Below are 1,705 nucleotides of genomic sequence, written 5' to 3' on the forward strand. Positions count from 1 at the left end.
TTTTGGCGTTTGGCAGGCTTTTCGTCGGGAGGCGGGAAGTAGTGGGAGAAGGCGCGGTCGGCGGCTTCCTTGAGTTTCTCGGCTTCGAGGGGATCGGTGTCGGATTCCGGGGGGTTGGGAGTAACTTTGAACATAGTGAATCACCGTATAGGGTTGGAGCTGGCCCATTCGGTTTCCAAGACGAAGGGGTGGCAGCTGTACGCAGGCTGGAAACCCGGGAGACGGCAACCCGGTCGACCCGAAGGTCTCCCGCGCACAGCCGCCATAACGGAGTGCACACAGTTCAAGGTGCGCAAGCATACGTTATGAAGGGCGCTTTTGCGTCTCTACTCCTCGGGGTTTCCAGTCCCGGTCGCTGAATTTGCAGCGACATCCACAACAATAAAGATCACCGCAAAACCCCACCAGTCAGCGGGCTCCGGCATTGTTGTAGGTCGCGACGTCAGATTGCGTAGCCTCACACCGTCCCTACGGACAATCTTTTAAACAAAAACCTCAACTTGAAGAGTCCCAAAAAGGGACCTATCGTTCCCTTTTTGGGACTGATAGGTCGTTGCCGTGAATAAACTATCGCTGAGTGAAGCCTTGTTCACCGCCACCCAGCAAAAGGTGCTGGGCCTTTTGTTTGGTAAACCCGACCAAAGCTTCTACGCCAACGAGATTGCCCGCTGGGCGCAAGTAGGCAAAGGCAGCCTCATGCGCGAATTGGATCGCCTGCAACGGGCGGGAATCCTGATCATGACTCGCCTGGGTAATCAGACCCACTACCAAGCCAATCCCGACTGCCCGATCTATGCCGAACTGCTGGGCATCACCCGCAAAACCTTCGGCATCGCCGAGCCTCTGCGCGACGCGCTGCAACCCTTAGCCGAACAACTCACATGGGCCTTTGTTTACGGGTCCATTGCCAAGGATCAGGCAAACGCATCCAGTGACATTGACCTCATGCTGATCGGTGAAGGCCTGCACTACTGTGAAGTGATGGAGCGGCTCATGCCTCTGGAAGAGCACTTGGGCCGCCCCCTCAACCTGACGCTCTACGCCCCTGAAGACTGGGCCGCAAAACTGGCGGCCGCAAACAACTTCGTCATGCGGGTAGCGCAGCAGGACAAGATCAACCTGATGGGTGAAAACCCTTTGGAGTCCAAGGATGGGCAGCAGCGAAAATCTGGAGAATCTTTTACGTAGTGGTGGATTGAAGGCCGAAGATGAAGCGTTGTTGGCTCAGTTGCTGGAAAGCTCTGCGCAGCTTCTGGTTCGGGTACAGGAGCAAATGGGCGAGCTGTGATATTCCATGGCTCAAATTCTGGGAGCCTTTTTCTGGCCCCTTCGCGAGCAGGCTCGCTCCCACAGGGGAATGCATTTCAAATGTGGGAGCGAGCCTGCTCGCGAAGGCGGCCTTAAATTCACCGCAGACCTGTCTGCTAAACCTTAGCCTCGGCCATCACCTCATACTGATCCAGCGCCCGCTCCACCAACAAATGCACCCCATCGGCCATCCTGCTGAGCGCCAACGCTACCGAGCGCCGCGAGCCTTCCACATCGTCCGCCAGATCGGCCGCAATGGCACTGATGGACAGCAGATCTTCGGAGGCGTTGGCCAGCAGAGCTTCGGTGCCGATATCGGGAGAAACGGTGTAGAGCTGGAATTTTTGGCGTTTGGCAGGCTTTTCGTCGGGAGGCGGGAAGTAGTGGGAGAAGGCGC

At 57.0% G+C, this 1,705-nt stretch carries 3 protein-coding genes and 1 pseudogene; 2 read left to right on the top strand and 2 right to left on the bottom strand.

Annotated elements, in window-relative coordinates; genetic code table 11:
* Positions 1-134: pseudogene (locus ACW9HW_RS29985) on the bottom strand (DUF6124 family protein); the annotation flags it as partial.
* A 424-nt stretch (positions 135-558) separates the two neighbouring features.
* Between ACW9HW_RS29985 and ACW9HW_RS29990 the strand changes: the two are divergent.
* Positions 559-1,188, top strand: coding sequence for a nucleotidyltransferase domain-containing protein (locus ACW9HW_RS29990; protein ID WP_095196384.1), 630 nt, complete (start codon positions 559-561; stop codon positions 1,186-1,188).
* Entirely contained in the window at positions 1,151-1,288 is a 138-nt protein-coding gene (locus ACW9HW_RS29995) for a hypothetical protein (protein WP_170948712.1), read from the top strand. The genes ACW9HW_RS29990 and ACW9HW_RS29995 overlap by 38 nt, the downstream gene beginning before the upstream one ends.
* Before the next feature lie 136 nt (positions 1,289-1,424).
* On the opposite strand, the gene ACW9HW_RS30000 is transcribed toward ACW9HW_RS29995, so the two are convergent.
* Positions 1,425-1,705 (bottom strand): DUF6124 family protein (locus ACW9HW_RS30000; protein WP_457402949.1); only part of this gene is annotated, 281 nt, incomplete at its 5' end.

This window comes from Pseudomonas sp. SDO5532_S415, from assembly GCF_054071155.1.